The following is a 21,919-nucleotide window of genomic DNA, read 5'->3' as shown; positions in this document are numbered from 1 at the left end:
CAGTGGCTCCCCTCGTTCTGGTCGTCACGTCCCTGGAGGACGTCACCGCCGACCTCGTCATCACCGCGTTGAACGGGCGCGAGGTGCCCGTCGCCCGCATCGATCCGGCCGATATCGGATCCGACCTGACGTTCGGCGCCCACATCGGCGCCGGAGCACCGGTATGGGGCGGGCGGCTGCGTACGGCAAGCCGCGAGGTGGAGCTGGGGGATGTGGCGGCGGTGTACTACCGCCGCCCCACCCCGTACTCCGCCCGCTTCGCCCACCTTCCAGCCCGGCAACGCGACTTCGCCACCGCCGAGACCCGGCACGGCCTCGGCGGCATCCTGCACAACCTGCGCGGCGCGCGGTATGTGAACCACCCGGCCGCTGTCAGCCGTGCGGACTTCAAGCCCGCCCAACTGCAACGCTTCGCCGAACTCGGGCTCACCATCCCGGCGACGCTGGTCACCAACGATGCTGAGCAGGCGCGAAAGTTCGCCGCTGAGCACGAGCTCATCATCTACAAGCCGTTCCGCGGGCTGCCCGTGAGTGAGGACGGGCACGCTGGAGCGATCTGGGCCCAGCGCGTCGATCCGGGCACCTTCGACGACTCGCTCACCGTAATGCCGCACTTGTTCCAGGCCGAGATCCCCAAGAACGGCGACGCGCGGGTCACCGTGGTCGGGCGGCAGGTGTTCGCCAGCCGGATCGAGGCACCGGACGGCGCCCTGGACTGGCGCCGAGGCGACTGGAACGACCTCATCCACACACCCATCGGCGTCCCCGCCGCGATCGAGGCTGCGCTGCACAACTACCTGGCCTCGTTTGGCCTGGCCTTCGGTTGTTTCGACTTCGCCCTCACTGGCGACGAACACCTGCCCGAATCCTGGACAGCCCTTGAGTGCAATCCGAACGGGCAATGGGGCTGGCTGCCCGAAGCTCCGGCCATCACCGAGGCGTTCGCCGACATCCTGAGCGGAAAGGAGGCGACGGCCCATGACCACGCCCGCCAACATTGAGACCGACGCGGCCCGCCTGCGCGAGGCCATGACCAAGACTCTCACCACGGATGGCGTTCTCGCCGATCCCGCGTGGCATCACGCGACCGCGACGGTGCCCCGCCACCGGTTCGTGCCCGGCTTCTACCTGCCCGCCGACGAGCGCGACAGGCAAGGAATGACGGTGTGGGAGCCGGTTACCGCCGAGCTCGACTCCGGCCGGTGGCTGGCCGCCGCATACTCCGACACCACACTGATCACACAGCTCGACGGCGCCGAAGTGAACTGGAAACAACCGACCGTCCGGCACGGCGGGGCCCCGACCTCGTCTTCCACCCTGCCGTCGCTCGTGCTGCGGATGTGGGCGGACGCGGATGTCTCCGAGGATCACACGGTGCTGGAGATCGGCACCGGGACCGGCTACTCCACCGCGCTCGCGTGCGAACGCCTTGGTTCCGCCAACCTCACCAGCATCGAGGTGGACCCGCACCGCCTGGAGACGGCGGCGAACGCACTGTTCGGCCTGGGCTATACCCCCACCCTCGCGGTCGCCGACGGGCTCTACGGCTACTGGCCCGAGGCACCCTTCGACCGGATCATTGCCGCATGCTCTTTCCGCGCCGTCCCTCCGGCCCTTATCTCCCAGACCCGGCCGGGAGGGAAGATCCTGCTCACCCTCAGCGGCTGGCTCTACGGATACGCGCGTGTCCTGCTGACTGTCGAGGACGACCACACCGCCGAAGGCCAGTTGCTCAGCGGAACCGTCTCCTTCATGTCCGCCCGAACGCACGCCGCCCCCGCGTTCGGGAACCCCGCCCACTGGGCGGCTGGTCTTCCCAAGACGGGCCGCAAGGCGAAGCACAGCCCCGAGCGGATCACCGCCGTCACTGAGGAAGCCTTCCACCTGAGATTCCTCGCCCAAAGCGCCGTGCCGGACGCACAGATGACCACGGTCGGCGAGGCGATACTCCTCGCCGACGTCATCACCGGATCCGCCGCTACCCTCACCCCAGGCGACGGTACGTGGCAGGTGCGACAAAGCGGCCCCGTCAAGCTATGGGACCGCATTGAGACGGTCCTGAGCGCCTACGATGCGGCGGGGCGGCCGGGGCCGGAGACGTTTCGGCTGCACGTCCACGACGGCGGACAGCACCTGCGTCACCCGCACATGCCCGGCCTCCCTCTGCCGATGCCTTAGGCAGGCCGCAGCGTTCCAGGTCCCTCGTCAGCTCGTTGCCGTCCGGGCTGGCGGCGCAGGGCTGTCGTGACGGTGAAGGAGCTGGTGAACCTGGCGGAGCCTGTCGGCCGTGTCATGTCGTCGAACGTGCCGAGCTTCGCTTCCTGAATCAGGACCGGCTGCGTCTCTACCTCGACACGGAGGACACCCCCTGGGGTGATCGCCGCTGACGTGCGCCCATCCGGCGCCATTACCGCCTTGCTCGCAGCCCTGCCGTCCTTGATCACCGAGGAGGAGCGCATGACGACGGACGCCACTGACCCGCACTGCTCGTGCGTGATGGACCTCACCCATTGGTGATGGAAGAAGATGCGCTGGTCATGAGCCCGCGCCGCCGACCTGGAACCAGACCGCCTTCCCCGGGCCGGGCCCGTGGTGGCAGACGCCCCACTCGGTGGCGCAGTTGTCGATGAGAAAGAGTCCTCGCCCGTTTTCCGCCTCTGCTTCCGCCCTGGTAAGGGCGCGCGGCGACGGCATGCCGGGGGCGTCGTCGCTGACGAGGACGCGGAGGGTGCCGAGGGCGCCCCACTCGGCGTAGAGGGTGACGGGCGCCGCGCAACCGCTGCGCCGACAGGCGGTGACGGCGTTGGTGACGGCCTCCGAGGTGAGGAGGAGGGCCGTGTCGGCGAGGTCGGGGCGATCGGCGGTGTGCAGGGCGGTGCGTACGGCTTCGCGAGCGGTGCGGACCCAGCTCGGGTCGGGCGGGAAGACGAGGGAGAAGTCGGCACGGGGGTGCTCGGGGCTCGTGGGCATGATGCCTCCTTCGGCCAACGGCCGGATGGCGTGCGCCGGTTGGGCGATTGGTCTTCGACGGTAGAGTTGATGGTTTAGCTAGCACAACTTAATCGCGGGAATTAACCCTCCCGAGTGGACCCATCGCCCCAGAGGCGGGCAGACTGCGCCTGATCCACGAAGGGAGTCGCGCGATGGGGCTGCGGGCCAACCCGACCCAACGGCAACGACGGCTGGGCGAAGAGCTACGAAAGCTGCGCGAGGCGAGTGGGTTGTCCGCGACGGAAGCGGGTGCCCACGTGGGGCTGGGGCGAGCACACATGAGTCACATCGAGACGGGCCGGACGGCCATCCCCGAGGAGAAACTACGCGCACTCGCAGACGTATACGGTTGCACAAGCCATACCTTGATTGATGGGCTGTGCGAGATGGGCCGTGCCACAGGCCGGGGATGGTGGTCGGCCTACAAGGCAACCCATGACGCCCGGGCCTTCGACCTCGCGGAGTTGGAGGCGGGTGCCGCAGCACACCGCTCGTTCCAGTGGATGTACGTGCCCGGTCTGCTCCAGACCACCGACTACATGCGTTGCCTCTTCGAGGGAAGTCAGCCGAACAGTCCTGACGTAGTCGACAGCGCGGTGGAGTTCCGGCGGCGACGGCAGCAAGTACTCCTCGAAGGCTCGCAGCGGTTCCATGCGGTCATCCATGAGGCCGCTCTGCTCATGCAGTTCGTTCCTGCGGACGTGATGCGCCGCCAGATCGAGCATCTTGTCAAGGCGGCCGAGCTCCCTCACGTGCGCATTCAGTTGTTGCCGTTCAAGGCGGACCTCGATTCGGCCGCTACTCCCGGCGCCCCGTTCAGCATCTTGGACAGCCGGGTCCCAGAGCTGAGTACGGTCCACGTGGAGCATCCGGTCTCGTCCGTCTTCCTCGGCGACCGCGAGCATCTTGCCCAGTACAACGCCGCCTTCGAGCATCTCAGCGCGGTAGCGCTGTCGCCGATTGCCAGGAGGGGCGAGCACGAGTGCTATACGAAGAGAGACTCGCTCCAGCTCATCCAGCACTTGCTGTACGTACTGTGAAGGGAACCTCGTTCATGCCTTCGTGGCGGAAATCAAGCTTCAGCAGTGGGCAACCCAGTTCCGACTGCGTCGAGGTCGCGGCGTCGAGCGGAGACCTCATACTCCTGCGCGAGAGCGACGAACCGACCGCCGTCATCACCACCGTTCCGGCGCGGTGGGCCGCCTTCATACGAGGCGTCAAGCGGGGCGACTTCGACCGGCTCGTCCAGTAGCCGACCCGGACAACGGCCCCGGGCCGCGCGTTCACGCCGAGGCCTCACGGACCGGGGGCGGAGCGGAGGGCGCGGCGTCGCGGGTGGGCAGGAGCGGGCTGTCGTTGTGGAGGAGCCACTGGCGGTATGCCGTGCTCGACCAGGCCGCCTCGACGTAGGAGTCCCTGAGGTCGCGGAAGAGGGCGTCCGTGGTGGCTGGGTCGGCCCGGGAGGCCAGGGAGAGGCGGAGGGTGAGGGGGTCGTCGAGGAGGGGGCGGATGGCGAGGCCCGGGCGGGGGGCGGCGGTGGGGCGGCAGGGGGTGACGAGTTCGGCGGAGGCGACGAGGTCGGCGGCGGTGGGGTAGTCGCCGTAGACGATCCGGGGGGTGTGGCCCGCCGTGGTGAAGGCGCGGCGGAGGGCGGCTTCCTGGCCGTCGAGGGCGGGGTCGACCATCCACTGGTCGGCGGCGAGGTCGGTGAGGGGGACGACGGGGCGGGCGGCGGCGGGGTGGGTGGCGGGGAGGGCGACGAACTGGGGCTCGCGGGCGACGAGGATCCGTCTGTGGACGCCGTCGGGGACGCGCGGCGGGGCGTCTTCGGGCTCGTGGAGGAAGGCGACGTCCAGGTGGCCGTCGGAGACCATCCGGAGCAGCGAGTCGGCCCGGACGTCTATGTGGATGGTGGGGTCCGCGTCGGGGAAGCGGGCGCGGAGTCTGCGCAGCCATCCGGCCATGGCCTGGCTGCCGGTGCTGCCGACGCGCAGCCGAGTGCCCGTGGTCCGGCCGGCTTCCTGTCTGGCCTCGGTGACAAGGGCGTTCATTTCGGCCACGATGGGGCGGGCCCGGCACAGGACGGAGTGCCCCAGGGGGGTCGGTCGGCTGCCGGTGAGCTCCCGCCAGAACAGCCGGCCGCCGATGGCGTTCTCGATGCGCCTGAGCTGGGTGGTCAAGGAGGGCTGGCTCATGCCCAGCTGGCGTGCGGCCTTCCGTAAGCTGCCGGTGTCGGCGATGGCGCACAGTGCGCGAAGGTGCCTGACCTCGAGCTCCACGGCGTGAGCATAACGGCGGGTCAGGAGGTCACACCAGACACGCAACACCCACGAACCACACATCCCGGGCGCCCAATTGGCGTCGCGGGGGACGGCCGGAAAGGCACGGTTGTTCGGGGGTTATGTGATGGTGCTATCGCCAGTTGATATCTCCGCGTGGCGCCGGATCTCGCCAAGACTTCGGGGCACCAAGCGTTCATTCCACGGCCTCGGTCCGCCACCCCACCGGCGGCGGCCGGGGCCTGACGGACGATGAGGAGCCCCCCACATGAGATTCTCCACGTCGGCGCTCGTGGCGACGCTGGGCCTCGGCCTGGCCTCGACCCTGTCCGCCGTCCCCGCCTCCGCCGCCGCGCCCGACAGCGGCGCCGTCGGCCACACCGCCACGTCCGCGTACGTCTCCAGCGGCGAAAGCCGCGGCGACACCGACGCCTTCCTGAAGGCAGTGGTCAAGTCGGTGCTGGCCAAGCGCGGCGTGGTGCCCGGCGCGCAGGCCGTCACCGTCACCTACAGCACGAGCAAGGCGCCGACCTTCAAGTCCCAGATAGCCCGCTCCACCCAGATATGGAACTCCTCGGTGCGCAACGTGCAACTGCGGGAGGGCAGCAACGCGGACTTCGAGTACCGCGAGGGCAACGACCCCAGCGGCTCGTACGCGAGCACGGACGGCCACGGCAACGGCTACATCTTCCTGGACTACGCGCAGAACAAGCAGTACGACTCCACCCGCGTCACCGCGCACGAGACGGGCCATGTGCTCGGGCTGCCGGACCACTACTCGGGTCCGTGCAGCGAGCTGATGTCGGGCGGCGGGCCGGGGACGTCCTGCAAGAACGCCCAGCCCAACGCGGCCGAGATCAGCAGGGTGAACCAGCTGTGGGCCAACGGCCTCGCCGGCCTCGGCGAGACGCTCGAGGTGAACGCCCGGTAGGCCCCGCGCCCACCGACTCAACCACCGACTCGTCCAGCACCTCGCCCCACCTCGCCCAGCGACCCGTACCGCACCCGGCGCCCCGCTCCATGCCGGGTGCGGTCCGGTGTCCGCCGGGAGTACCGTAAAGGCCACGAGAGCATTTCGCCGCATACCGGCCGGATTCCCCCCGGGCTGGGATCCGGCCCCGTGGGAGTGATCACCATGGAGACCGTCGTCACCGTGGCCGTGATCGCCGCGCTGATCGCCGTGGGCGTCCTGGTGATCCACCGGCTCAACGCCCAGCACGGCAATCGGGTCTCCGCTCTCCGTTACGGCGACACTCCGCCCGGACAGCGCCCCCTGCGCCACCACCGCACCCTCGCCCGCTGGCGGCCCGGGCGCCGGGCGCACCCGGGCCGGGGGCGGCGGGGCTGACGCGGCGGAGCTGAGGCGGGCCGGAACTGAGGCGGGCGACCCAGCGGGAAGCGGCGGCCGCGGCCCCCGGGCGTCGCGTCAGTCCTCGCGCAGCGCGTCGGCCAGCGTCGGCACCGGGCACAGTACGTCGAGGAGCCCGCCCACCCGCAGCGTGCGCAGGATCAGGGGGCTGTCGCAGACCACCCACAGCCGGCCGCCGCGGTCCCGCACCCGGCGGTAGGCGCGGCACACCAGCTCGAGCCCGGAGCAGTCGAAGAAACGGGTCGGGGTCAGGTCGATGACGACGGCGGGGGCCGGCGGGGAGGTGACCCGGTCCAGCTCCAGCCCGATGGACTCCCGCCCGACGATGTCGATCTCGCCATGGAGCTCCACGACGGTGTACCCGCCGACGCCGTACGTGAAGGCGCGGGGCGCCGTGCCCCGGTCCGCGCGGACGCCCTCGGGGGCGATGGCGGCAAGCGGGGGCGCCTCCCGGCGGGGAGCGCCTTGCTGCGTCATCGGGAAATCACCTCGGAACGGCACACTGCCCCCTTTCACCATCGTTAGGGTCCCGGAAGCGGGCAGCGTCGGCATCGGGACGGATACCACCGGGGTCCTGGGTGACGTGCCGCGAGCGTAGAGGGGTGACCGCCGGTTACGGAGGTCGGGACCCGATTTTTCCCGGTGTAAATGCGCTCGTGCGAGTGAATTTCTGTTCTTCCTATTGACACCTGTTAGGGATGCGCTTCACGCGAGGGCGCCGTTGCCCCCTCCGGCGCTCACCTCTCCCGACCGCGCGACCGCCAGGGCCAGGTCGTCCACGACCTCGAAGGCGTCCTCGAGCCGGACCATCCGCAGCAGCCGGAGGAACCGCGGGTCGACGATCACCAGCCGCAGCCGCCCGCCCCGCTCCAGCACGCGATTGCGCAACCGGCACAGCAACGACACCCCGGAACAGTCCAGGAAGGTCACCATCCGCAGGTCCAGAACCAGGTTCGGGCGCACGGGGCGGGCGAGGGAGTCGAGACGGGCGGAGATCCTCGCCGCGGCCAGGATGTCCAGCTCGCCCGTGATCTCCGCCACCGTGACACCGCCGAGCACGCGCACCCGGACACCGAATGCGGGCCGATCGTCAAACATGAGAGAAGCCCCCTTGGGCTGAGGGAGGCGCGACCCTGTCAGTACATGACATACCCATCTATCCGCTCACCAGTCAACGAACGCGCGGGCAAGTGTCGTTGGCGTATTTACCCCGACTGTGTGAACAACCCCCGTCGGGGCCGGACACCCTCTAGGGATCCGGCCGCGCGGCTGGAAAGGTCGAAAGCTCCAGATCTCGGGGCGCAAGATTGGCATCTACCGGCGTGCCCGGCGCCCGTGCGCCCCCACAAGACTGGGGGTGACGTACCCCCGACCGGCCGCCCGCCTCGCCCGCACACCCGGGCAGCGGCCGTGGGGACACCCGCGCGAAGGGGCAGACAGCATGACGGGTTCACGCATAGCGGCCGTCGGTCACTACCAGCCCGCGAGGGTGCTCACCAACGACGACCTGGCGGCCGTCGTCGACACCAGCGACGAATGGATCCGCACCCGGGTCGGGATCCGCACCCGGCGCATCGCCCGCGCCGACGAGACGGTGGACGAGATGGCCGCCGCGGCGGCCGGCAAGGCGCTCGCCGCCAGCGGCCTCACCCCCGCCGACATCGACCTCGTGCTCGTCGCCACCTCCACGGCCATCGACCGCAGCCCCAACATGGCGGCCCGCGTCGCCGCCCGGCTCGGCCTCGGCTCCCCCGTCACCATGGACGTCAACGTGGTGTGCGCCGGCTTCACCCACGCCCTGGCCACCGCCGACCACACCATCCGGGCCGGGTCGGCCACCGCCGCCCTGGTCATCGGGGCCGACAAGTTCACCGACACGGCCGACTGGACCGACCGCTCCACCTGCGTCCTGCTCGGCGACGGCGCGGGCGCCGCCGTCGTGGTGGCCGACGAGCAGCCGGACGCGGAGCGCGTCCCGGGCATCGGGCCGGTGGTCTGGGGCTCGGTGCCCGAGATGGGCCACGCGGTGCGGATCGAGGGCACCCCGCCCCGCTTCGCGCAGGAGGGCCAGACCGTCTACCGCTGGGCCACCACCCAGCTGCCACCCATCGCGCGCGACGTGTGCGCGCGGGCCGGGATCGCGCCCGAGGAGCTGGCCGGGGTGGTGCTGCACCAGGCGAACCTGCGGATCATCGAGCCGGTCGCGCGCAAGCTCGGCGCGACGAACGCGGTCATCGCGCGCGATGTCGTCGAATCCGGCAACACCTCGGCGGCCAGCGTGCCCCTCGCGCTGTCCAAGCTGGTCGAGCGGGGGGAGATCGCTCCGGGCGAGCCGGTGCTGCTCTTCGCCTTCGGCGGCAACCTGTCGTACGCGGGGCAGGTCGTCCGCTGCCCCTGAGCCCCCGAGCCCCTGCCCCTGAGCCCCCGAAGCCCTGCCCTGAAGCCCCTGCCCCTGAGCCCGCTGGTCCCACCCGCGTACGAAGGGCGTGTCGCGTCCGATTCGTTCAAGACCCTCGGGGCCCCGCCTGCCTACGCTGCCCGCATGACAGCACGATTCGACGCGATCGGCCTGGTCGTGACCGACCTGGCCGCCTCACTCGCCTTCTACCGCCGGCTCGGTGTGGACATCCCCGCCGACGCCGACACCCAGCCGCATGTCGAAGCGACCCTGCCGGGCGGGCTGCGCCTGATGTGGGACCCCATCGAGACCGTCCGCTCCTTCGATCCGGACTGGACACCGGCGACGGGCGGGTCCGGGCGCATCGGGCTGGCCTTCGCGTGCGACAGCCCGGCGGACGTGGACAAGACGTACGCCGAACTCGTACGGTCCGGCGCGCGCGGCTACAAGGAGCCCTGGGACGCGTTCTGGGGGCACCGCTATGCCACCCTCCTCGACCCGGACGGCAACGGCGTCGACCTGTTCGCGCCCCTGCCGGACTGACCGGTTGACCGGGCTGACGGGCCGACCGGGCTGACGGGGCGACGGGCTGAACGCGGCCGCTACGCCAGCAGCCGGCCCAGCGGCACCCCGGTCAGCGCCTTGACCTCGCGCGCCAGGTGGGCCTGGTCGGCGTACCCGGCCAAGGCCGCGACCTCGGCGAAGGCGGTCCCCGCCCGCGCCGCGTCCAGCGCGCGGTTCAGCCGCAGGACCCGGGCCAGCGTCTTGGGGCCGTAGCCGAACGCGGCGAGCGACCGCCGGTGCAGCTGCCGCTGCCCGAGGCCCACCGCCGCGGCGACCTCCGCCACGCTCCGGCCACGGGTGAGCCCCGCGAGGACCGCACCGACCGCCGGGTCGGGCGGCTCCGCGCGGCGCAGCCGCTCCAGCGCGACGGCCTCCAGCGCCCGGCCCGGGCCGCCCGAGCGCCCGCCACCGCCCCGGCCCGGGACAGCGCCCTCGCCCGGGCCGGCGTCCCGGCCCGGGTCAGGGCGCCGGGCGGCCTCCTCCGCCAGCCGCTCGGCGAGCCGCCGCACCTCCGCGCCCGGCCACAGCGCGGCCAGGGGCACCCGCTGGTCCCGCAGTTCGTACGCGGGCACACCGAGCACCGCCGGGCCGGTGCCGGGGGCGAACCGCAGCCCGATCCAGCGGGTGCCCGGCGGGCCCTGCGCGAGATGGGCCCGGGTGTCGGGCCCGGCCACGAACAGCGCTCCGGCCGCGCCGCCGTCGCTCCCCGCGTCGCTCCAGATCACATCGGTGCAGCCGTCCGGCAGCACCCGCTGCGGCCCGGCCCCGGCGGTACGGGTCCACACCACCGCCCGGCCGCCCAGCGGCCGCGATCCCCACTCCTGGTACAGCACCTCGTTCAGGGCACCTCGCGCAGATACATCGCGCCACAGGAATGGCAGAAGGGCACCGAGTCGTCCGTGGCCCAGATCTCCGCCGACCGCGTCTCCGCGTCCGGGTCCAGCTCGCGCCCGCACATCGCGGTCGTTCCGCTGCCGCGGACCATGTGCCAGATCTTGACCGGCGCGCCCGCCACCCGCCCCGAGCTGCCCTCCTCGTACTCGGCGCGCATCTCGTGCTGCATGCCGTACACCTCCTGCTCCTCCATGGTCCCGCCCGCCCCGACCGGGCGCCACCGGGGCCCGGGTCCGTGAGTCGCCGGAGGCGGGGCGCGGCTAGAACACCGACCAGCCGGTCAGCGTCGTGAAGTGGTCCAGGGCCGCCAGCCCGGCGACCGAGTTGCCGCGTGCGTCGAGCCCCGGGCTCCAGACGCACAGCGTGCAGCGGCCCGGTATCACCGCGACGATGCCGCCGCCGACGCCGCTCTTGCCGGGCAGGCCGACGCGGTAGGCGAAGTCGCCCGCGGCGTCGTACGTACCGCAGGTGAGCATGACGGCGTTGATCCGCTTGGCCTGGCGCGGGGACAGCAGCCGGGAGCCGTCCGCGCGCAGCCCGTGGCGGGCCAGGAAGCCGCCGGCCAGGGCCAGGTCGCGGCAGCTCATCTCGATCGAGCACTGCCAGAAGTAGTGCTCCAGGACGGTGGGGACGGGGTTGTCGAGGTTGCCGTAGCTCGCCATGAAGTGCGCGAGGGCGGCGTTGCGGTCGCCGTGCTCGGCCTCGGAGGCGGCGACGACCTGGTCGAAGGCGACATCGGGGTTGCCGCTCTCGGCGCGCAGGAACTCCAGCATGGTGGTGCTGGCATCGCCGGTCAGGGTCTGCAGGCGGTCGGTGACGACCAGGGCACCGGCGTTGATGAACGGGTTGCGGGGGATGCCGTTCTCGTACTCCAGCTGCACCAGGGAGTTGAACGGGTTGCCCGAGGGCTCCCGGCCGACCCGCCGCCAGATCCGCTCGCCGTCCTGTTCGAGGACGAGCGCGAGGCTGAACGCCTTGGAGATGCTCTGCACGGAGAACGGGACCTCCCAGTCGCCGACGCCGGTCACCGTGCCGTCCACGTCGGCGAGGGCGATGCCGAACCGGCGCGGGTCCACCGAGGCCAGCGCGGGGATGTACTGGGCCGGCTCACCCTGTCCGATCTGTGGTGCGACGTGGGCCGCGACCTCCTCCAGCAAAGACTGGTAGTCCATGGTGCCGTGCTTCTCCTGCGCGTCGTCGAGCGGATCGAACGCACCATAACCGGAGCGGGTCATAACGCTTGCACCAGGGATTCATCACCGACTGTTCTGATGGGTATGCAGGGGGTGACAGTCGGGCCGCGGTGGGCGGCCCCGCACGACGCGAACGGAGGCGGCCATGGCGTCACCCATGTCCGCGGAGGACTTTCTGGCGGCCCTGCGGCGGGAGGGCCTGCGGGTGGTGGAGGTCGGGGACTGGCGGCACCACAACAGGAACCACAAGGGTCCCTGGGGCGAGGTGCACGGCGTGATGATCCACCACACGGTCACCTCCGGCACCGATCTGACCGTGCAGATCTGCCGGGACGGCTTCGAGGGGCTGCCCGGCCCGCTGTGCCACGGCGTGATCGCCAAGGACGGCGGTGTCCACCTGGTCGGGTACGGCCGGGCCAACCACGCGGGGCTCGGCGACGACGACGTGCTGCGCGCCGTGATCGCGGAGAAGGCCCTGCCGCCGGCCAACGAGGCGAACACCGACGGCAATCGCCATTTCTACGGCTTCGAGTGCGAAAACCTCGGGGACGGGCAGGACCCCTGGCCGGCGGCCCAGCTGGAGGCGGTCGAGCGGGCCGCGGCGGCGATCTGCCGCCATCACGGCTGGACCGAGCGCTCGGTGATCGGCCATCTCGAATGGCAGCCGGGCAAGACGGACCCGCGCGGCTTCACCATGGCCTCCATGCGCTCCCGTATCCACGAGCGGCTGAAGTGACCGACGGCCCTTATCCGTCCGCGCTCTCCTCGCGGTAGGCCGCCGCCTCCTCCAGGTCCAGCCTGCGCAGCAGCGTCCGCAGCATCTCGTCGTCGATCCGCCGGGCGTCGCGCAGCCTCACGAACACCTCCCGCTCGGCGCTGATCACCTCGCGGGCCAGTCTGCGGTAGATGTCGTCGGCCGACTCCCCCGTCGCCTCGCTCACCCCGCCCAGCCGCTCCCACACCGCGTTGCGCCGGCGCTCCAGGACCGTGCGCAGCCGGTCGGCGAGCGGCTGGGGCAGGGTGTTGCGCTCGTCGGCGAGGAGTTCTTCGAGCCGGGACTCGGCGGCTCGCGACGCCTCGTTCTGCGCCTGCGCCTCCACCAGGGTCTCGGCCTGGGCGTCCCGGCCGGGCAGCGGCAGCCGGCGGATCAGCGGGGGCAGGGTGAGCCCTTGGATGACGAGGGTGCCGATGACGGTGGTGAAGGTCAGGAAGAGGACGAGGTTGCGGGAGGGGAAGGGGTGTCCGCCGTGGACGGTCGCCGGGATGGAGAAGGCGATGGCCAGCGAGACCACGCCGCGCATCCCGGCCCAGCCGACGACGACCGGCGCCGTCCAGTCGGTCTCCGGTTCCCGCTCGCGGACCCGGCGGGACAGCGCCCGGGGCAGGAAGGTCGCGGGGAAGACCCAGAGGAAACGCACGCCGACCACGACGAGGAAGAGCATGACCGCGTACCAGGCCGCCTCGCCGGCCCCGTACTCCCCCAGGCCCCGCAGCACGACCGGCAGCTGCAGTCCGATCAGCGCGAACACCGCGGACTCCAGCACGAAGGCGATCATCTTCCACACCGCCGACTCCTGGAGCCTGGTGGCGAAGTCGACCTGCCAGGAGTGGTGCCCGAGGTAGAGGCCGACGACGACGACCGCCAGCACGCCCGAGGCGTGGACCTGCTCGGCCGCCCCGTAGGCGACGAAGGGGATGAGCAGCGAGAGGGTGTTCTGGAGCAGGGGGTCGCGCAGGTGGGTGCGCAGCCAGTGCAGCGGCACCATGAGGACGAGGCCGACACCGACGCCGCCGATGGCGGCGATGGCGAACTCCCGCAGGCCTCCGGTCCAGGTCGCCGCGGCGCCCACCGCCGCGGCGAGCGCCACCTTGTAGGCGGTGATCGCGGTGGCGTCGTTGACCAGGGACTCGCCCTGGAGCACGGTGGTCAGCCGGGAGGGCAGGCCGACCCGCCGGGCGATGGCCGTGGCCGCCACCGCGTCCGGCGGGGCGATGACCGCGCCGAGGACGAGCGCGGCGGTCAGCGGGAGGCCCGGGATCAGCAGATAGGCGATCCAGCCGACGGCGAGCGTCGCGAAGAGCACATACCCGATCGACAGCAGGGCGACGGGGCGGAGGTTGGCGCGCAGGTCCAGGTACGAGCTCTCCAGCGCGGCCGTGTGCAGCAGGGGCGGCAGTACGAGTGGCAGCACGATGTGCGGGTCGAGCGTGTACTCGGGCACCCCGGGCACGTACGAGGCGACCAGCCCGGCGGCGACCAGCAGCAGCGGGGCGGGCACCGGTGTGCGGCGGGCCGCGCCCGCGACGGCCGCGCTGCCCGCGACCAGCACCAACAGTGGCAATACGTCCATGAGCCCGGCCCGTCCCCGATAGCGTCTCGTCGGTTTAGTCTGGCAATCATGAACGAGTGTCCGCATGTTCCCGAGCTGCCGGTGCCCGAGCCGGAGCCGCGGTACGACACCTGCCCGGAGTGCCTTTCCGCCGACAGCCATCCGGTGCAGTTGCGGCTGTGTCTGTCCTGCGGCCACATCGGCTGTTGCGACTCTTCGCCGTTCCAGCACGCCACCGAGCACTTCAAGGAGACCGGACACCCCGTGATGCGCAGCTTCGAGCCGGGGGAGGCCTGGCGCTGGTGCTATGTGGACCAGATGATCGTATAAGAACTGCCGCACGGTGGGTGCGGCCCGCTAGCCTTCAGCAAGTGATCCGAGAAGCGCCGCCACAAGCGGGAAGAGAGGCGGAGAGGAGCCATGTCACCAGCGGTTCTCGCAACGAAGCGACATCTCTTTCGAATTGAGACCGCAAACCTCTAGCCACTGTGCGTACTCATGTGCTTACACTGAGTGATATCGCGGACCTTCGGGTCGGCGTTCACCCATGACGGGGGCCGTGCTTCGTCCGGGCGACACCGAACCGCAGATCGCGATAGCGTCGCAGCCGAACCACGTGCCGCGCCGGTCCGTTACCCCCTCCACCATAAGGGCTCGCGACCGGCGCTCCAATCAGCTCAGCTCAATCAGCTTGTGTCACCTTGGAGGTGAGGGTGTCCCAGATCGCAGGCGAGCCCGGGACCCAGGACTTCGTAGAAGTCCGGCTGCCCGCTGAGGGTGCCTACCTGTCGGTGCTGCGGACGGCCACGGCCGGCCTCGCAGCCCGCTTGGACTTCACCCTCGACGAGATCGAGGATCTGCGCATCGCGGTCGACGAGGCGTGCGCGATCCTGCTGCAGCAAGCCGTGCCCGGCAGTGTGCTGAGCTGCGTCTTCCGCCTGATCGACGACGCACTGCAGGTGACCGTCTCGGCTCCGACCACCGACGGACGCGCCCCCGAGCGCGACACCTTCGCCTGGACAGTGCTCTCCGCGCTCGCCGGCAAGGTCGACTCGACCGTCGCCGAGGACCGCGCGGTCAGTATCAGCCTGTACAAGGAGCGCGGCGCCGGCCCCGGACAGCCGTGACGGAAAGGGGGGCTCCGTGAGCACCGCATCATCGCGGGGAGTGCGTACCCCGGCCATCCCGCACCCGCAGGCCCGACCGCATCCCGCGGACCCGGAGCCGGCAGGAGACCGATCAGAGCGGGCGGACCACATGGATCAGCATCAGCACGAGCGGCACGAGCGGCTCGATCCGCACGACCGCAGCGGAGCGCGGGCGATGTTCGTCGAGCTGCGGCGGCTGCCGGAGGGCTCCGCGGAGCGCGCCGAGCTGCGCAACAACCTCGTGCGGATGCATCTGCCGCTGGTGGAGCACCTGGCGCGGCGCTTCCGCAACCGCGGCGAGCCGCTGGACGACCTCACCCAGGTCGCCACCATCGGGTTGATCAAGTCCGTGGATCGGTTCGACCCGGACCGCGGTGTGGAGTTCTCGACGTATGCGACGCCGACGGTCGTCGGCGAGATCAAGCGGCACTTCCGTGACAAGGGATGGGCGGTGCGGGTCCCGCGGCGGCTGCAGGAGCTGCGGCTCTCGCTGACCACGGCCACCGCCGAGCTGTCCCAGCGGCACGGCCGCGCCCCCACGGTCCACGAGCTGGCCGAGCATCTGTCCATCTCCGAGGAGGAGGTGCTGGAGGGCCTGGAGTCGGCCAACGCGTACTCCACGCTGTCCCTGGACGTGCCGGACACGGACGACGAGTCCCCGGCGGTCGCGGACACGCTCGGCGCGGAGGACGAGGCCCTGGAGGGCGTCGAGTACCGGGAGTCGCTCAAACCGCTGCTGGAGGATCTGCCGCCGCGTGAGAAGAAGATCCTGCTGCTGCGCTTCTTCGGCAATATGACCCAGTCGCAGATCGCGCAGGAGGTCGGCATCTCTCAGATGCACGTCTCGCGGCTGCTGGCCCGTACCCTCGCGCAGCTGCGGGAGCGGCTGCTGGTGGAGGAGTAGGAGAAGGGGTAGCCGCCAGGAGTAACGGAGTAGGGGGGTCAGGCGTCGCGCGGGCCGATGCCCAGCGCCTCCGTCGCCGTCGGGTTGATCAGCAGCGCCAGGACGGCGAGGGCCGCCACGGCGGTGGCCACCCCGACGGCGATCAGCCCGCCGCCGTTGCTCACCAGGGTCCAGGCCACGGGCAGCGCCATGAGCTGAGTGATCATCGCGGGCCCGCGGCTCCACCGCCGGCGCAGCCACAGCCCGCGCGCCGCGGCCAGCGGCAGGGCTGCCAGCGCCAGCACGGTCACCCCGAGCATCTCGGCCTGCCGCGGGCTGTCCGGGTCCCCGGTCAGCCCCATGATCAGCACATACACCCCCATGCCGACCAGCACCGCGGCCTCCACGGCGGCGAGCACCGCGGCCGCGGTCAGCCGGGTCGGCCGGGGGCCGGCCGGGACGGCGTCGGCGGCGGCCTGCGAGGCCGCCTTGGCCTGCGCCGCCTTGCCCGTCGTCTTGCCCGTTGCCATGGCCGTCGTCTTGCCCGTCGTCGCCTTGGGAGCGGTCCGGGGAGTCGGCTTCGCCTTGGCGGCCGGCTTTCCCTGGGCGGCCGTCTTCGCGGCCTGCGCGGGCCGTGCCTTCTTGGCGGGGGCGGACTTCTTACTGCTCACCCCAGCAGCCTAGCCGCAGCCGACTCGATCCCGGGCAGGGTCGCGGCCGGACAGGACCGGAGCGGGGCCGGGCCGGGGCCGGGGGCCGGGATTGTGGGCGGTTCACTACGAGTGGGTAGGCTGCTTCGCATGCGCGCGCTCATCGTGGTCAATCCGGCAGCAACCACCACCAGTGCCCGCACCCGCGACGTCCTGATCCACGCCCTCGCCAGCGATCTGAAGCTGGACGTGGCGACCACGGAGTACCGGGGGCACGCCCGCGACCTGGCCCGGCGGGCCGCGGAGGGGGGCACACACGAGCTGGTCGTCGCCCTCGGCGGGGACGGCACGGTCAACGAGGTGGTCAACGGGCTGCTGCACCACGGCCCCGATCCGGACGCGCTCCCCCGCCTGGCCGTCGTCCCGGGCGGTTCCACCAATGTCTTCGCCCGCGCCCTGGGCCTGCCCAACGATGTGGTGGAGGCCACCGGCGCCCTGCTGGACGCGCTGCGGGACGGCACCGAGCGCACCGTGGGCCTCGGGATCGCGGCGGGCACCCCGGGCACCGCGGACGAGTCGGTTCCCCCCCGCTGGTTCACCTTCTGCGCGGGCTTCGGCTTCGACGCGGGCGTCATCGGTCGAGTCGAACAACAGCGCGAACGCGGCAAGCGTTCGACTCACGCGCTTTATATACGCCAGGTGATGCGCCAGTTCCTCGGCGATCCGCACCGCAGGGACGGGACCATCACCCTCCAGCGCCCCGGCGAGGACCACGTCGAACGGCTCGTGGTGTCCATCGTCTGCAACACCGCCCCGTGGACGTATCTGGGCAACCGCCCGATCTACGCCCTGCCGGACGCGTCCTTCGACACCGCCCTTGACGTGCTGGGACTCTCCAAACTGTCCACCTCGGCGGCCACCCGCTACGTGTCCCAGCTGCTGACGTCCAGCCCCGAACGGGGGCCCCGCGGCAAGCACGCCGTCTCCCTGCACGACCTGACGGACTTCACCTTGCAATCGCAGGCGCCACTGCCGTTTCAGATGGACGGTGACCACCTGGGACTGCGTACGAGCGTGACGTTCACAGGCGTACGCCGTGCACTGCGTGTGATTGTGTGAGTGAGACCGCAAAAAGTCCTTCCAGTCGAACGTTTAGCCTGGCTTCCACCCAACGGAAGTAGGGCTGTGACAGAGCCGACACCAAGGAATCAAAAAAAACTTTCCGGAAGGGGTTGTATCCGCCGCCGAGGTTTGCGAGTCTCTTCTTGGCGATCGGGACGGCCCCCAGAAGGGCCCCCTTGAGAGCCCGAATCCCCCTCCTCATTCCATGGGACCAACCAGCCCCAACTGGTCGACGTCCCTACTGCTGTCGGGGGGTTCGTGAAAGCGTTCACATTCACAAGCAACCTTTCCGCAACACGAGGAGATGGAGCAGCCATGGACTGGCGTCACAACGCCGTTTGCCGCGAGGAAGACCCCGAGCTGTTCTTCCCCATCGGCAACACCGGTCCTGCGCTGCTGCAGATCGAGGAAGCCAAGGCCGTCTGCCGCCGCTGCCCCGTGATGGAGCAGTGCCTGCAGTGGGCGCTCGAGTCCGGCCAGGACTCCGGCGTCTGGGGTGGACTCAGCGAGGACGAGCGCCGCGCCATGAAGCGCCGTGCCGCTCGCAACCGGGCACGCAACGCCAGCGCCTGACGCCCCCACCCCGTGGCCCCCGAGCCGCAGCGCGCAGTAACCCCGATGCGCACAGCAACGTGAGCTTTGAGCCCCGGACCGGAAACGGTCCGGGGCTCAGTGCTGTGCGCGGCGCGTGAACTGTGCACGGTGTGTGAATGGTGCGCGGAGTGTGAGCCTGCTCCTAGGCGAATCCGCTTGTATGTGCGTCTGCTCGTAGGGGCGTTGGCCGTAGGAGCGCCTGTTCGGTATGTGAGACGGTGCTCAGTATGTGAGCGGTGTGCTCAAGGTCTCACCCCGGCATTCCCGGGATTCCCGGGGTTTCGGCGGCCCGGGTCAGTGCTTCTTCTCGGCCCGTACGGGGATGTCCAGGACGACACGGGTGCCGCGCTCGGGCGCGGGCACCATGTCGAACCTCCCGCCCAGCTCCCCCTCCACCAGCGTGCGCACGATCTGCAGCCCGAGGTTGCCCGCTCGCTGCGGGTCGAACCCCTCCGGCAGCCCGCGCCCGTCGTCCTGGACGGTGACCAGCAGCCGCCCGTCCGCGCCGGTGCCGCTGCGCACGGCCGCCACCTCGACGGTGCCCATCTCCCCCGGCCCGAAGCCGTGTTCCAGGGCGTTCTGCAACACCTCGGTCAGCACCATGGACAGCGGGGTGGCCACCTCGGCCTCCAGGATCCCGAAGCGGCCGGTGCGCCGGCCGGTGACCTTGCCCGGGGATATCTCGGCGACCATGGCCAGGACCCGGTCAGCTATGTCGTCGAACTCGACCCGCTCGTCCAGGTTCTGGGACAGGGTCTCGTGCACGATCGCGATCGAGCCGACCCTGCGCACCGCCTCGTTGAGCGCCTCCCTCCCCTGGTCGGAATCCATCCGGCGGGCCTGGAGGCGCAGCAGGGCGGCCACGGTCTGGAGGTTGTTCTTCACCCGGTGGTGGATCTCCCGGATGGTGGCGTCCTTGGTGATCAGCTCCCGCTCGCGGCGCCGCAGCTCGGTGACGTCCCGCAGGAGGACCAGCGAACCGATGTGGGTGCCCTTGGGCTTGAGCGGGATGGCCCGGAGCTGGATGACCCCCTCGTTGCCCTCCACCTCGAACTCCCGGGGCGCCCAGCCACTCGCCAGCTTGACCAGCGCCTCGTCCACCGGCCCGCGCACGGGGGCGAGTTCGGCGGTGGTCTGGCCGAGGTGGCAGCCGACCAGGTCGGCGGCCAGGCCGAGTCGGTGGTAGGCGGACAGGGCGTTGGGGCTGGCGTACTGGACGACGCCGTCCGCGTCGAGCCGGATCAGGCCGTCGCCCGCGCGGGGCGAGGCGTCCATGTCGACCTGCTGCTCGGGGAAGGGAAACGATCCGGCAGCGATCATCTGGGCGAGGTCGGAGGCGGACTGGAGGTAGGTGAGCTCCAGCCGGCTGGGGGTCCGTACGGTCAGCAGGTTGGTGTTGCGGGCGATCACGCCCAGCACCCGGCCCTCGCGCCGGACCGGGATGGACTCCACCCGGACCGGGACCTCCTCCCGCCACTCGGGGTCCCCCTCGCGGACGATCCGGCCCTCGTCGAGGGCGGCGTCGAGCATCGGGCGGCGGCCGCGCGGGGCGAGATGGCCGACCATGTCGTCCTGGTAGGAGGTGGGGCCGGTGTTGGGGCGCATCTGGGCCACCGACACATAGCGGGTGCCGTCGCGGGTGGGGACCCACAGGACGAGGTCGGCGAAGGACAGGTCGGAGAGCAGCTGCCACTCCGACACCAGCAGGTGGAGCCACTCGAGGTCGGAGTCGCTGAGCGCGGTGTGCTGGCGTACGAGGTCGTTCATGGAGGGCACGTTGTGAGCCTACCCGGACGGGGGTTTTCAGCCTTTCCCCACGGATCCGTGGACAGCCGATACTGGTCTAGTCCAGAATGGGGCGCACTGCGATCTTCCGCTCTCCCCGCACAGGAGGGTGGATCGAGGCACACGGCGCGCTCTGCCCTGACCGCGACGGGGGCCTCAGGTCGGCCGACAGCGGCCGATGCAACTCCGGGCTGCGGTGCCGGGTGGGTTGAGGGTCCCGCCCTGGCGCCGCGGCCCGCGGGTGCCTGTTTTCTTCGCCGCCCTCGCACTGCTCGGCCCCGGGGGGCCTCCCAGGCTTCGGGCGGCCGGCCGGCCTCCGACCGGCGCCCTCTCCCCCGAGCAGCTCTCTCCCGCCAGCTCTCGGCGCCGCAGCTCCCGGCATCTCCGAGCAGAAGGCTCCCGCGCTTCACGCGGAAGCGCGGGAGCCCGTGGGGGGTGGCGGCCCGTAAGGCAGAGGTCACCTGGTCTCGGTCACCTTCGCCAGCGCCCTGGGGGCGACCAAGCCCAGATGGCCGCCCTCGCATTGCTCAACCCCGGGGGGCCTCCCAAGCTTCGGGCGGCCGGTCGGCCTCCGGCCGGCGCCGTCGTTCAGCGGGTCTCGGTGACCTTCGCCAGCGCCCTCGGGGCATCCGGGTCCTGGCCGCGGGCGATGGTCACCTCGTAGGCGAGCATCTGGAGCGGGAGGATCTCCAGGATCGGCTGGACCTCCTCGGCCACGCCGTCCGTGGGGAGCGCGAAGCCCGCCGAGGCCTTGTCGACCTCGGCCTGGGTGCCGATGACGACCAGGTCCGCGCCGCGGCCGCGCAGCCGCTCCAGGACCGGCTGGAGCGCCTCGCCGCCCTTGCCCTCGGTGACGATCGCGATGACCGGGGAGATGTTGTCGACCATGGCGAGCGGGCCGTGCAGCAGGTCGGCGCCGGAGTAGGACAGGGCGGGGATGTAGCTGGTCTCCATCAGCTTCAGCGCCGCCTCCTTGGCCGTCGGGTAGCCGTAGCCGCGCGAGGTGATGACCATGCGCTCGGCGAAGCGGTAGCGGCCGGCGAGCTGCTTGACCTCGTCCTGGCGGTCCAGGATCTGCTGGGCCAGCTCGGGGAGGGCCTTGGCGGCCGCGCCGTCGCCGCCGCGGAGGCCCTCGACGAAGAGGTAGAGGGCGAGCAGCTCGGCGGTGTAGGTCTTGGTCGCGGGGAGCGCGTTCTCCGGGCCGGCCAGCACGTCGATGTGGAACTCGGAGACGGCGGCGAGCGGGGAGCCGGGGTTGTTGGTGACCGCGAGGGTGATCGCGCCGGCCTCGCGGGCGGCCTGGGTGGAGGCGACCAGGTCCGGGGAGCCGCCGGACTGGCTGACCGTGATCACGAGGACGTCGGTCAGGTCCTGCTTCGCCCCGTACGCGGTGGTGGTGGACATGGAGGTGAGGCCGCACGGCTTGCCCAGCACCACCTCGAGCAGGTACTTGGCGTACAGCGCCGCGTTGTCGGACGTGCCCCGGGCGGTGAGGAGCACGAAGCGCGGGTTGCGGGCGGCGATCCGCTCGGCGGTCTCGCGGATCCGGGGCGCGCCCTCGTCGAGGATCCGGCGCAGCACCGCGGGCTGCTCGGCCATCTCCCCGGACATGATCCGGCCCGGCTGGTCGCTGTGCTGGGCCGGAGTCGTGGCGGACATGCTGGGTGCCTCCAGTTGGCTGTGCTGTGCTGGGCCCGCGGTGCGGGACGAGCTGGGCGG

26 protein-coding genes are annotated in these 21,919 nt (G+C 71.1%); 15 read left to right on the top strand and 11 right to left on the bottom strand.

What is annotated here, in order from left to right:
- Positions 1–2: 2 nt before the first annotated feature.
- The 3 genes from tgmB to BBH68_RS42030 all read left to right on the top strand — a co-directional run bounded on the left by tgmB (position 3) and on the right by BBH68_RS42030 (position 2,517).
- Positions 3–1,001, top strand: a complete 999-nt coding sequence (gene tgmB, locus BBH68_RS19850; RefSeq protein WP_065964330.1) for an ATP-grasp ribosomal peptide maturase — start codon at positions 3–5, stop codon at positions 999–1,001.
- Complete coding sequence (gene tgmC, locus BBH68_RS19845; protein ID WP_065964329.1) at positions 979–2,178, top strand: ATP-grasp peptide maturase system methyltransferase; 1,200 nt, start codon at positions 979–981, stop codon at positions 2,176–2,178. Before tgmB ends, tgmC begins: the two co-directional genes overlap by 23 nt.
- A 195-nt stretch (positions 2,179–2,373) precedes the next feature.
- On the top strand, positions 2,374–2,517 hold the full coding sequence (locus BBH68_RS42030) for a hypothetical protein (protein ID WP_158080300.1): 144 nt from the start codon (positions 2,374–2,376) through the stop codon (positions 2,515–2,517).
- An 18-nt stretch (positions 2,518–2,535) separates the two neighbouring features.
- Here the strand turns inward: BBH68_RS42030 and BBH68_RS19840 are convergent, their stop codons facing one another.
- Positions 2,536–2,970: an ATP-binding protein gene (locus tag BBH68_RS19840; protein WP_065964327.1), complete on the bottom strand. Its 435-nt coding sequence runs from the start codon at positions 2,968–2,970 to the stop codon at positions 2,536–2,538.
- Between the two features lie 173 nt (positions 2,971–3,143).
- Here BBH68_RS19840 and BBH68_RS19835 point away from each other — a divergent pair, with 173 nt between their 5' ends.
- Both BBH68_RS19835 and BBH68_RS19830 read left to right on the top strand, forming a co-directional pair.
- On the top strand, positions 3,144–4,031 hold the full coding sequence (locus BBH68_RS19835) for a helix-turn-helix domain-containing protein (protein ID WP_065964323.1): 888 nt from the start codon (positions 3,144–3,146) through the stop codon (positions 4,029–4,031).
- 14 nt (positions 4,032–4,045) lie between these two features.
- Positions 4,046–4,243, top strand: coding sequence for a DUF397 domain-containing protein (locus tag BBH68_RS19830; RefSeq protein ID WP_065964322.1), 198 nt, complete (start codon positions 4,046–4,048; stop codon positions 4,241–4,243).
- A gap of 31 nt (positions 4,244–4,274) precedes the next feature.
- Here BBH68_RS19830 and BBH68_RS19825 read toward each other — a convergent pair whose 3' ends face one another.
- On the bottom strand, positions 4,275–5,270 hold the full coding sequence (locus BBH68_RS19825; RefSeq protein ID WP_065964320.1) for a LysR family transcriptional regulator: 996 nt from the start codon (positions 5,268–5,270) through the stop codon (positions 4,275–4,277).
- Between the two features lie 268 nt (positions 5,271–5,538).
- Here BBH68_RS19825 and snpA point away from each other — a divergent pair, with 268 nt between their 5' ends.
- Positions 5,539–6,201, top strand: coding sequence for a snapalysin (gene snpA, locus BBH68_RS19820; RefSeq protein WP_065964318.1), 663 nt, complete (start codon positions 5,539–5,541; stop codon positions 6,199–6,201).
- A 204-nt stretch (positions 6,202–6,405) separates the two neighbouring features.
- A complete protein-coding gene (locus tag BBH68_RS19815; protein WP_065964416.1) occupies positions 6,406–6,618 on the top strand; it encodes a hypothetical protein in 213 nt (70 codons plus the stop codon).
- Positions 6,619–6,696: 78 nt separating this feature from the next.
- On the opposite strand, the gene BBH68_RS19810 is transcribed toward BBH68_RS19815, so the two are convergent.
- Positions 6,697–7,116, bottom strand: coding sequence for an anti-sigma factor antagonist (locus BBH68_RS19810; protein ID WP_079151089.1), 420 nt, complete (start codon positions 7,114–7,116; stop codon positions 6,697–6,699).
- A 228-nt stretch (positions 7,117–7,344) separates the two neighbouring features.
- Positions 7,345–7,737 (bottom strand): STAS domain-containing protein, encoded by a 393-nt coding sequence (locus BBH68_RS19805; protein ID WP_065964316.1) that lies wholly within the window; start codon positions 7,735–7,737, stop codon positions 7,345–7,347.
- Positions 7,738–8,080: 343 nt separating this feature from the next.
- Here BBH68_RS19805 and BBH68_RS19800 point away from each other — a divergent pair, with 343 nt between their 5' ends.
- Both BBH68_RS19800 and BBH68_RS19795 read left to right on the top strand, forming a co-directional pair.
- Positions 8,081–9,037 carry a beta-ketoacyl-ACP synthase III gene (locus BBH68_RS19800; RefSeq protein WP_065964313.1) on the top strand — a complete coding sequence of 319 codons (957 nt, stop codon included), beginning with the start codon at positions 8,081–8,083 and terminating at the stop codon, positions 9,035–9,037.
- Between the two features lie 144 nt (positions 9,038–9,181).
- Positions 9,182–9,580: a VOC family protein gene (locus BBH68_RS19795; protein ID WP_065964311.1), complete on the top strand. Its 399-nt coding sequence runs from the start codon at positions 9,182–9,184 to the stop codon at positions 9,578–9,580.
- 59 nt (positions 9,581–9,639) lie between these two features.
- Here BBH68_RS19795 and BBH68_RS19790 read toward each other — a convergent pair whose 3' ends face one another.
- From BBH68_RS19790 to BBH68_RS19780, 3 genes are all read right to left on the bottom strand, one after another.
- Entirely contained in the window at positions 9,640–10,434 is a 795-nt protein-coding gene (locus BBH68_RS19790) for a helix-turn-helix domain-containing protein (protein ID WP_425428825.1), read from the bottom strand.
- A gap of 5 nt (positions 10,435–10,439) precedes the next feature.
- Positions 10,440–10,664, bottom strand: a complete 225-nt coding sequence (locus BBH68_RS19785; RefSeq protein ID WP_065964411.1) for a hypothetical protein — start codon at positions 10,662–10,664, stop codon at positions 10,440–10,442.
- 91 nt (positions 10,665–10,755) lie between these two features.
- Positions 10,756–11,667 (bottom strand): glutaminase, encoded by a 912-nt coding sequence (locus BBH68_RS19780; RefSeq protein WP_065964409.1) that lies wholly within the window; start codon positions 11,665–11,667, stop codon positions 10,756–10,758.
- A 166-nt stretch (positions 11,668–11,833) separates the two neighbouring features.
- Between BBH68_RS19780 and BBH68_RS19775 the strand changes: the two genes are divergently transcribed.
- Positions 11,834–12,424 (top strand): N-acetylmuramoyl-L-alanine amidase, encoded by a 591-nt coding sequence (locus BBH68_RS19775; RefSeq protein WP_174589055.1) that lies wholly within the window; start codon positions 11,834–11,836, stop codon positions 12,422–12,424.
- 10 nt (positions 12,425–12,434) lie between these two features.
- On the opposite strand, the gene BBH68_RS19770 is transcribed toward BBH68_RS19775, so the two are convergent.
- A complete protein-coding gene (locus BBH68_RS19770) occupies positions 12,435–14,039 on the bottom strand; it encodes a Na+/H+ antiporter (RefSeq protein ID WP_065964306.1) in 1,605 nt (534 codons plus the stop codon).
- Positions 14,040–14,087: 48 nt separating this feature from the next.
- Here BBH68_RS19770 and BBH68_RS19765 point away from each other — a divergent pair, with 48 nt between their 5' ends.
- From BBH68_RS19765 to BBH68_RS19755, 3 genes are all read left to right on the top strand, one after another.
- Positions 14,088–14,348, top strand: a complete 261-nt coding sequence (locus BBH68_RS19765; protein ID WP_065964304.1) for a UBP-type zinc finger domain-containing protein — start codon at positions 14,088–14,090, stop codon at positions 14,346–14,348.
- A gap of 383 nt (positions 14,349–14,731) precedes the next feature.
- Positions 14,732–15,145: an ATP-binding protein gene (locus BBH68_RS19760; protein ID WP_014176550.1), complete on the top strand. Its 414-nt coding sequence runs from the start codon at positions 14,732–14,734 to the stop codon at positions 15,143–15,145.
- 16 nt (positions 15,146–15,161) lie between these two features.
- Complete coding sequence (locus BBH68_RS19755; protein ID WP_076970766.1) at positions 15,162–16,070, top strand: RNA polymerase sigma factor SigF; 909 nt, start codon at positions 15,162–15,164, stop codon at positions 16,068–16,070.
- Between the two features lie 38 nt (positions 16,071–16,108).
- Here the strand turns inward: BBH68_RS19755 and BBH68_RS19750 are convergent, their stop codons facing one another.
- A complete protein-coding gene (locus BBH68_RS19750; protein ID WP_065964408.1) occupies positions 16,109–16,579 on the bottom strand; it encodes a hypothetical protein in 471 nt (156 codons plus the stop codon).
- A gap of 270 nt (positions 16,580–16,849) precedes the next feature.
- Between BBH68_RS19750 and BBH68_RS19745 the strand changes: the two genes are divergently transcribed.
- Positions 16,850–17,818, top strand: coding sequence for a diacylglycerol/lipid kinase family protein (locus BBH68_RS19745; RefSeq protein WP_065964300.1), 969 nt, complete (start codon positions 16,850–16,852; stop codon positions 17,816–17,818).
- A gap of 318 nt (positions 17,819–18,136) precedes the next feature.
- Positions 18,137–18,394, top strand: a complete 258-nt coding sequence (locus BBH68_RS19740) for a WhiB family transcriptional regulator (RefSeq protein WP_003953983.1) — start codon at positions 18,137–18,139, stop codon at positions 18,392–18,394.
- 315 nt (positions 18,395–18,709) lie between these two features.
- Here the strand turns inward: BBH68_RS19740 and BBH68_RS19735 are convergent, their stop codons facing one another.
- Positions 18,710–20,182, bottom strand: coding sequence for a PAS domain-containing sensor histidine kinase (locus BBH68_RS19735; protein WP_065964298.1), 1,473 nt, complete (start codon positions 20,180–20,182; stop codon positions 18,710–18,712).
- A 606-nt stretch (positions 20,183–20,788) separates the two neighbouring features.
- Positions 20,789–21,859, bottom strand: a complete 1,071-nt coding sequence (locus BBH68_RS19730) for an SIS domain-containing protein (protein WP_065964294.1) — start codon at positions 21,857–21,859, stop codon at positions 20,789–20,791.
- Between the last annotated feature and the right edge of the window lie 60 nt (positions 21,860–21,919).

It is taken from the genome of Streptomyces sparsogenes (assembly GCF_001704635.1).
In the GTDB taxonomy this organism is placed as follows: Bacteria; Actinomycetota; Actinomycetes; order Streptomycetales; family Streptomycetaceae; genus Streptomyces; species Streptomyces sparsogenes.
The sequence above is the reverse complement of the archived record's forward strand: the minus strand, read 5'-3'. Positions and strand labels throughout refer to the sequence as shown.